This is a genomic window from Nocardia cyriacigeorgica NBRC 100375, assembly GCF_000308555.1.
GTDB lineage: Bacteria > Actinomycetota > Actinomycetes > Mycobacteriales > Mycobacteriaceae > Nocardia > Nocardia cyriacigeorgica.
In genome coordinates this window covers 1-7662 of the sequence record NZ_BAFY01000244.1, presented here as the reverse complement: position 1 = coordinate 7662, position 7662 = coordinate 1, and the positions used below count along the sequence as shown (strand labels likewise).

Sequence of the window (7662 nt, the reverse complement as noted above, 5' to 3'; positions counted from 1 at the left end):
CCCAGCAGATGGCGCCCATGATTCCGGCGGCGGGCAGCGTCAGCAGCCAGGCCACCACCATGCGTCCCATCACGCTCCAGCGCACCTCGGCGCCCTTGCCGAGGCCGCTGCCGAGGATGGATCCGGTGGCGGTCTGCGTGGTCGACAGCGGCAGACCGAAGTGCGCCGAGGTCAGGATGATCGCCGCGGAGGACGATTCGGCCGCCAGGCCCTGCGGCGAGTCGATTTCCACCAGCCCCTTGCCGAGGGTGCGGATGATGCGCCAGCCGCCCAGGTAGGTGCCCGCCGCGATCGCGACGGCACAGGCCGCCATCACCCACAGCGGCATCTCGTCATCCTTGGTGAGACTGCCGTGCGCGACGAGCGCCAGGAAGATGACGCCCATCGTCTTCTGCGCGTCGTTGGTGCCGTGCGCCAGCGAGACCAGCGACGCCGATCCCACCTGGCCCCAGCGGAATCCCTCGTTGACCTTGCCCTCTTCGGCGCCGCGGGTGATCCGGTACACCAGCCAGGTGCCCACCGCGGAGACCAGCGCCGCGATCACGGGCGCGAGCACCGCGGGGATGACGATCTTGGCGAGCACGCCGTTGGATCCGTCGGCCCAGATGACCCCGCTCCAGCCGAGCGCGGCCAGGGTGGCGCCGATGAGGCCACCGAACAGGGCGTGCGAGGAGCTCGACGGCAGGCCGAACAGCCAGGTGAGCAGATTCCACAGGATGCCGCCGACCAGACCGGCGAACACGATGATCAGCAGGGCGTGCCCGGACACCGCGTCGAGTTGCACGATTCCTTTGGCCACTGTCGCCGCGACCGCCACCGACAGGAACGCACCGATCAGGTTCAGCACTGCCGACAACGCGACCGCGATCCGTGGGCGCAACGCCCCGGTCGCGATCGAGGTGGCCATCGCGTTGGCGGTGTCGTGGAAGCCGTTGGTGAAATCGAATACGAGTGCCGTGACGATGACGATGAGCAGAACCAGCAATTCAACGGTCACGCCGTCCAGTGTGCGGTATCCGTTTTGACGATTTTCATACGGATGCCAAATCGCGTCCGTGTCGTGTTCATCTAAGATTCCCGCACTTCGGGTAATGGCCGCGCGACCGGCCGAGGGTGGCACCGCCACGACCGTTCAGCGGGCTGTGATGCCTGACCCCGTCAGGCCCGAGCATGGGTAGCCGGCCGGCGAGCACTTCACGGTTCGGCGCGGCGGGGCAGCCTGCGGCGGCCGGTGCCGAGTTCGTAGGCGAGGTCTTCGTAGCCGATGGCGAGTTCGGCGAGGCTTTCCCAGGCGTCGTGGATCAGCCAGGGCGGGGCCGTGCCAAGGGCTTCGTGTGCCCGCGTCGAGAGCAGGGCCAGGCGGTCGATCACGGTCCCGACGGTCTCGGTGTGCATATGCGCGCCACCGTGGGTGATCGGCAGCTCGGTCGCGACCCAGCGGTCGACGGCGAGCACCAGGCGGGCCCGTTGCCGATCGATGTCGGTGGTGGCGCCGAGCGCGGTACGCCTGCGCTCGGTGTGCAGCCCGGCCAGCAGATGCGCGGCGCCGAGAATCGGATGCTGCTCGCGCGGCGCGGCACGGCAGGCGAGCAACAGCATTTCCTTGGCAGGCAGGATCGACATTATTCCCCCTTGTTTTACGGTGCCGGACAATAGGTTTCGGATCAGTACGAGTTTTGTTGCTACAGGCGATCCGCCGCCGGAACCGCGTCCCACGGCGCTTCGACGACCGCGAGCCCGAACATCTCCAGCGACGTCAATCCCACCCGCGCGGCCAGCTCGTCCATATCGATCACCAACTCGGCCGCCTGCAACGCCGCCACCGCCTGCTCGATGGTCAGAATCCGGCCCCGCAGATACGACACCACCCATGCCCCGTCACCCACCGCCCGAGCCCGATGCGCCGTCTTGTCCCCAACCATCCACACCCTGCGCACCACATGCACGGCCATCGCACCCTCGCTCCCCGCCATGCGGGTCGATCGAGCCCCCGCTGTGATCTGTGACACCAGCCAGTGTTGATCGATATCGATCGATAAGTCAAGTTGACCTATCTGATCAACCAGGCGCTTGTTCGGTCTACTCCATCAGGCGGGCGGTACGGTCGAGACACGAATCGCCGAGCGGGAAGGACCTCATTCGACGATGGCGCCACTCTCCCCGACCGTCGCCCGTTGGGAGCTGATGCTCCGAATCCGCCGGCGGCGACGTCAGTTCGATGTGGGCGCACCGACGATCGCCAAGGAACTCGGCTTCACCCTGTCGTACTGGTCGAAGGTCGAAAAGGAGCGTGTTCTCGCCGAGGACAAGCTCGAGCGGCTGATGGAACTGCTCGAATTCGACCCCGCCGAGCGGGACCGGATGCGGGAGCTACGGGAAGCCGCCAAGCGGCGCGGCTGGTGGGCGGAATACGCGAACCTGCTCCCCGAGGAAGTGGCTCGCCTGTACGGACTGGAATACGGGGCCACAAGTGTCCGGACCTATGAAAGCCTGATGATCCCCGGCCTGTTGCAGACCGAGGATTACGCGCGCGCCCTGATCGGCAACGACGCCGCGCGAATTCGACGGGTCGAGGTCGAGCGATTGGTCGAATTGCGCATCCGCAGGCAAGCCCGCCTCGACGGTGACGCCCCGTTGCAGCTGACCGCCATCGTCCACGAAGCCGCACTGACCCAGCAGATCGGCGGCCGCGACGTATTGCGCGGTCAGTTACGCCATCTGGGTGATGTGCTCGACCGCCATCCGGAAACCGTGGACCTGCGGATCGTCCCTTTCGATGCCGTCGGCGGCGCGCTTCTCGGCGGCGCCACCTTCCATCTCCTCGGCTTCGACAGCCCGCTGCTGCCCGACATCGCGTGGAGCGAAACCCTTATCCAGTACGCGCTGATCGAAGATTCAGAGCCGGTCCGACACCTGAGCACGATGTTCGAGCACGCCCGCGCCGAGCACGCCTTGCCACCCGCTGATTCGAGGGAGCTGCTCGAACGCCGAATCGAGGCCCTCTAGCCGGAATTCGCGCGCGATACGATGCGCTTATGCGTGCGGCGGTACCCGAAAGCGGATGGTTCAAGTCGACTTACTCGACCGACGCCGCGGCCTGCGTAGAGGTCGCCTTCACCCCCGACGCCACCCTCGTCCGCGACAGCAAACACCCCGACCCGTCCACCCAACCCATCCTCACCTTCACCCCCACCACCTGGTCAACCTTCCTCGCCACCCTCAAAACCTCCCCGATGTGACCGAGCGGCACACGACGTAGGCGACACGCTGGCAGTCGCTGCGTCATGTGCCTCTCGGCGCATCGGTCACGCGAGGGTGGGGCGTGGGGCGAGAAGGGTGAGGGTGAGGGTGAGGGCCAGTAGGAGGAGGGCGGCCAGGGTCCAGGAGAGGATGGCGAATCCGTGGGGGGCGGCTGCGGCGGCGACGAGGGGGCCGGTGGTGGCGCCGACGTAGAAGCTGAACATCGCCACCGACGAGGCGGCGGCTCTGGCGTCGCCACCGAGCTCGCCTGCCGATTGCAGGACAGCCGGGGCGATGACGCCGAGGCCGCCGACGAGGACGGCCAGCAGGACCGTCAGCAGGACGACTCCCGTGCCCGCCAGCGCGGCGGCGATCATGGCGGCCGCGGCGACCAGCACACCGAGCATGATCTGGCCGTGCCGGGAGAGCCGGGCCAGCGGGATCGCCAGCAGCGGCAGGGCCAGCATCACCGGGAGGGCGCCGGCCCGCAGAGCCAGCAGTTCTCCGGAACCGTGCACCAGACCGGCGATTTCGATGCCGGTGTACACGCCGACCATCACCGCCATGCTCAGGGCGCCGGCGATCAGCATGGGCAGCAGCGCGCGGATGCGCAGCACGGCGGGGATGGCGGCATAGCTGTGGCGCAGCGACCGATTCGCGGTGGCGGGTAGGTCGTCGAGCATGACCGAGCGCAGGGCGAAGGCGAGCACGGCGAACAAGACGGCGGAGCCGAGAAACACCGTGCGCCACGGGAACCAACCGACCACTGCCTGCGAGACGATCTGCGCCAGCACGGTCGCGGCCAGGAATGAGGTGGCCATCGACATGGTCACCACCGCGCGGTGCCCTGGCGCGATCCGGATCGCGACATAGGCCATGAGCGCGGGCGGGATCGACCCGACGACCAGCCCCTGCACCACCCGCAGCGGGATCTCCACCGGGGCACTGAAAGCCATACCGATCAATAGGGTGACCACTGCGGCGGTGAGCATGCCGGTGAACAACACCCGGCGATGACCGAACCGGTCCGACAGCGGCCCGAAGAGCACGAAGCCGCCCGCATAGCCGAACGCGAACGCGCTGATGATCCAGGTCATCACCCCCGATCCGACGTGCCAATCCGATTTCATGGCGCTGAACAGGGGAATTGGAATGTACATCTGGCCGGTGGCGAGCAGGGCGGACACGACGAAGACCGGGAGCGTCTTCGCGGTCGAGGCGTGCTCGGTGGGCGTGGGGATCGAATCGGGAACGGCGAGAGGAGCTGTCGGCGATGCCATGGGTCGAAGCGTACGACCGGCAAGGCCCGAACGTCAACCAAATAGTTGGTTTAATGGAATGGTAAAGTCTTGCCCATGACGCCCACCACCAAACGCAGCGACGCCACCAGGCAGGCACTGTTGCGCGCGGCGCGCGACGAATTCGCCGAGTACGGGCTGGCCGGTGCCCGGGTCGACCGCATCGCCGAGGCGGCGGGCGTCAACAAGGAACGCATCTACGGACTGTTCGGCAGCAAGGACAAGCTGTTCGACGTCATCCTGATCGACAGCCTGCGCGAGTTCATGGAGACCGTGCAGCCGCTGGCCGACACCGAGGTGGGCGACTACGTCGCCAAACTGTTCGACTACCACCACGACAACCCGAAACTGCTGCGCCTGATGCTGTGGGAGGCGCTGCACCGTGGCGCCGACGCGCACGATATCGACGGTTGGCGCGCCGACTTCTACGAACGCAAATTCGACCGCGCTCAACAGCAATTCGGCGTCGACCAGCAGCGCGCCGGCCTGCTGCTGATCGCCCTGTGCGGGGTCGCGAACTGGGCCAACACCCTTCCCCAGACCGCACGCCTGCTGCTCGGCGACGCCGCCGACGACACCGCGACCATCCGCACCTTCATGGCGGATTTCGCCCGTGCCGCCCTGCGATTCGACCCCGACTCACCGGTCAACATCTTGACCGGCCCCGGCGCCGCTGGGGGTGAGCAGGCGCAGAACGATGCCGCGCGCGGGGTGCATCCGCAGGCCGACCTCGAGTCCACCGGGACTACCTCTGACTCAGGCGGGCCCACTCGACTGGTCACCAGCACAGACGGCTCCGGCACCGACCCGGTCGACGCGGCAGCCGCACGCTTGCGCGCAGCCCAGGCCGCCGCCGAAGCCGCGCGCGCCGAGCTGGCGACGGCCCTGCGCGGCGCCCATGCTTGCGGCACCAGCGCCAACCAGCTGGCCCGCCAGGTCTCGGGAACACTGTCGCGACCCGTCGTCCTGAAGCTCCTCGCGGACTAGCGGCGCTCAGAACGGTTCCGACACTCGGACGCCTGGCCAGGCGCCGATCCTGGCCGCCCGGATCGCGCGCCCGATCAACGCCTCGACCTGGCGGAGCGCCGGGTCAGAACGCCGCTTCGTCCAACGCCATGATGTCGGTGTCCAGCGATCCGATCACGTTCTTGACCGCGGTCAACGTAGGCAGCACATTCCTCGCGAAAAACGTTGCCACGCCGACCTTTCCGGCATAGAAGGCACGGTCCTTCTCGCTCACTTCACCGGCGAGGGCTGCTGCCGCGATTTCGGCTTGGACCAGCAGACGCCACCCGATGAGCAGGTCGCCGACGGCCAGCAGGAACCGCACCGAGCCGAGGCCGACCTTGTAGATCTCGCTGGGCTCCTCCTGCGAAGCCATCAGGTAACCGGTGAGGGTGGCCGCCATGGTCTGTACGTCGGCGAGGGCGGTGCGCAGCAGTTCGCGTTCGGGCTCGAAGCGGCCGCTCTTGGCGTCGAGGAAGGCGTTGATCTGGCCGGTGACATGGCCGATCGCCACGCCCTTGTCGCGCACGATCTTGCGGAAGAAGAAGTCCTGCGCCTGGATGGCGGTGGTGCCCTCGTAGAGCGAGTCGATCTTGGCGTCGCGGATGTACTGCTCGATCGGATAGTCCTGCAAATAGCCGGATCCGCCCAGGGTCTGCAGTGATTCGGTGAGGTACTGGTAGGCGCGCTCGGAGCCGACGCCCTTGACGATCGGCAGCAGCAGATCGTCGACCCGATGCGCCAGTTCCTCGTCGGCGCCGGAGACCAATTGCGCCACATCCACGTTCTGGTGCGCGGCGGTGTAGAGGTACACCGCGCGCAGGCCCTCGGCGTAGGCCTTCTGCATGGCCAGCGAGCGACGCACGTCCGGGTGGTGGGTGATGGTGACGCGCGGAGCGGTCTTGTCGGTCATCTGCGTGAGGTCCGCGCCCTGCACCCGCTCCTTGGCGTAGGCCAGCGCGTTCAGGTATCCGGTCGACAATGTCCCGCTGGATTTGACCCCGACCATCATGCGGGCGTTCTCGATCACCTGGAACATCTGCGCGATGCCGTCGTGCACCTCACCGACCAGCCAGCCGACGGCGGGCACCTCACCGCCGAAGGTGAGTTCACAGGTGGGCGAGGATTTCAGGCCCATCTTGTGTTCGAGATTGGTGACGAATACGCCGTTGCGTTCGCCGAGTTCCAGCGTCTGCGGGTCGAAGAGATATTTGGGCACGTAGAACAGCGACAGCCCCTTGGTGCCGGGCCCAGCGCCTTCGGGCCGCGCCAGCACCAGATGGAAGACGTTCTCCGCGGTATCACCGACGTCACCGCCGGAGATGAACCGCTTCACGCCCTCGATATGCCAGGACCCATCCGGCTGCGCGATGGCTTTGGTGCGCCCGGCGCCCACATCCGAGCCCGCGTCCGGCTCGGTCAGCACCATGGTGCCCTGCCAGCCCTTCTCGTAGCCGATCGTCGCCCAGTGCTGCTGCTGTTCGGTGCCGATGTTGTAGAGCACCGCCGCCATCACCGGGCCCATATTGAAGAACGAGGCCGACGGGTTCGCGCAGCTGATCATCTCGTTGACCGCCCACACCAGCGCCGACGGCGCCGGCGTTCCACCCATGCCCTCGGGCAGGCCGAGCCTGCTCCAATCGGCTTCGCGCACCGTGGTCACGGTCTGGCGCAGTGCGTCGGGCACGGTGATGGTGTGCTCGGCGGGCACGAACTGCACCGGGTCGCGGTCGGCGGCGGCGAACGATTCGGCCACCGGGCCCTCGGCCAGGCGTTTGACCTCGGCCAGGATCTCGCGGACGGTCTCGGAATCCAGGTCGCCGTAGGCGCCGGTGTCGAGCAGCTTGTCCAGTCCGAGCACCTCGAACAGGTTGAACTCGATATCGCGCAGGTTCGCCTTGTAATGCCCCACCGCGTCCTCCTCGACTCACCGCCCGCGGTCAGCCGACCGTGAGGGTTTCCGGCTTGTGACTACTACGAACCGAAGCGTGCCGCACCGCTGACGAGCTACGCAACCGTAAGCGCGGACCGACCTCACCGCACCGTACTGGACGCTTGTGCGCAAGGTTTCACCTCACGGCAACGCACGAAACCGACTCGTCATCGAGAGATATTCCGG

8 protein-coding genes are annotated in these 7662 nt (G+C 67.1%); 3 read left to right on the top strand and 5 right to left on the bottom strand.

The window, feature by feature from the left end; all coding sequences use genetic code 11:
* The 3 genes from RJ05_RS24735 to RJ05_RS24725 form a co-directional block, all read right to left on the bottom strand.
* On the bottom strand, positions 1-997 hold a 997-nt coding region (locus tag RJ05_RS24735; protein WP_036541232.1), incomplete at its 3' end, for an inorganic phosphate transporter.
* Positions 998-1194: 197 nt separating this feature from the next.
* Positions 1195-1623, bottom strand: coding sequence for a DUF4254 domain-containing protein (locus tag RJ05_RS24730; protein WP_036541230.1), 429 nt, complete (start codon positions 1621-1623; stop codon positions 1195-1197).
* Between the two features lie 59 nt (positions 1624-1682).
* Complete coding sequence (locus RJ05_RS24725; protein ID WP_249040536.1) at positions 1683-1973, bottom strand: hypothetical protein; 291 nt, start codon at positions 1971-1973, stop codon at positions 1683-1685.
* 172 nt (positions 1974-2145) lie between these two features.
* Between RJ05_RS24725 and RJ05_RS24720 the strand changes: the two genes are divergently transcribed.
* Positions 2146-3006 (top strand): DUF5753 domain-containing protein, encoded by an 861-nt coding sequence (locus RJ05_RS24720; RefSeq protein WP_036541236.1) that lies wholly within the window; start codon positions 2146-2148, stop codon positions 3004-3006.
* 29 nt (positions 3007-3035) lie between these two features.
* The gene (locus tag RJ05_RS24715; RefSeq protein ID WP_036541225.1) at positions 3036-3239 is read left to right on the top strand and encodes a DUF397 domain-containing protein; all 204 of its coding nucleotides are present in this window, start codon (positions 3036-3038) and stop codon (positions 3237-3239) included.
* A 66-nt stretch (positions 3240-3305) separates the two neighbouring features.
* Here RJ05_RS24715 and RJ05_RS24710 read toward each other — a convergent pair whose 3' ends face one another.
* Positions 3306-4520: an MFS transporter gene (locus tag RJ05_RS24710; RefSeq protein WP_051016883.1), complete on the bottom strand. Its 1215-nt coding sequence runs from the start codon at positions 4518-4520 to the stop codon at positions 3306-3308.
* 75 nt (positions 4521-4595) lie between these two features.
* Here RJ05_RS24710 and RJ05_RS24705 point away from each other — a divergent pair, with 75 nt between their 5' ends.
* A complete protein-coding gene (locus RJ05_RS24705; protein ID WP_036541222.1) occupies positions 4596-5525 on the top strand; it encodes a TetR/AcrR family transcriptional regulator in 930 nt (309 codons plus the stop codon).
* A gap of 103 nt (positions 5526-5628) precedes the next feature.
* On the opposite strand, the gene RJ05_RS24700 is transcribed toward RJ05_RS24705, so the two are convergent.
* On the bottom strand, positions 5629-7455 hold the full coding sequence (locus RJ05_RS24700; protein ID WP_036541220.1) for an acyl-CoA dehydrogenase: 1827 nt from the start codon (positions 7453-7455) through the stop codon (positions 5629-5631).
* Positions 7456-7662 lie beyond the last annotated feature (207 nt).

What these genes read in the sequence shown, in the direction of transcription:
- RJ05_RS24730 (WP_036541230.1), bottom strand. Translation starts at nt 1,623, where the DNA reads ATGTCGATCCTGCCTGCCAAGGAAATGCTGTTGCTCGCCTGCCGTGCC.
- RJ05_RS24725 (WP_249040536.1), bottom strand. Translation starts at nt 1,973, where the DNA reads ATGGCGGGGAGCGAGGGTGCGATGGCCGTGCATGTGGTGCGCAGGGTG.
- RJ05_RS24720 (WP_036541236.1), top strand. Translation starts at nt 2,146, where the DNA reads ATGGCGCCACTCTCCCCGACCGTCGCCCGTTGGGAGCTGATGCTCCGA.
- RJ05_RS24715 (WP_036541225.1), top strand. Translation starts at nt 3,036, where the DNA reads ATGCGTGCGGCGGTACCCGAAAGCGGATGGTTCAAGTCGACTTACTCG.
- RJ05_RS24710 (WP_051016883.1), bottom strand. Translation starts at nt 4,520, where the DNA reads ATGGCATCGCCGACAGCTCCTCTCGCCGTTCCCGATTCGATCCCCACG.
- RJ05_RS24705 (WP_036541222.1), top strand. Translation starts at nt 4,596, where the DNA reads ATGACGCCCACCACCAAACGCAGCGACGCCACCAGGCAGGCACTGTTG.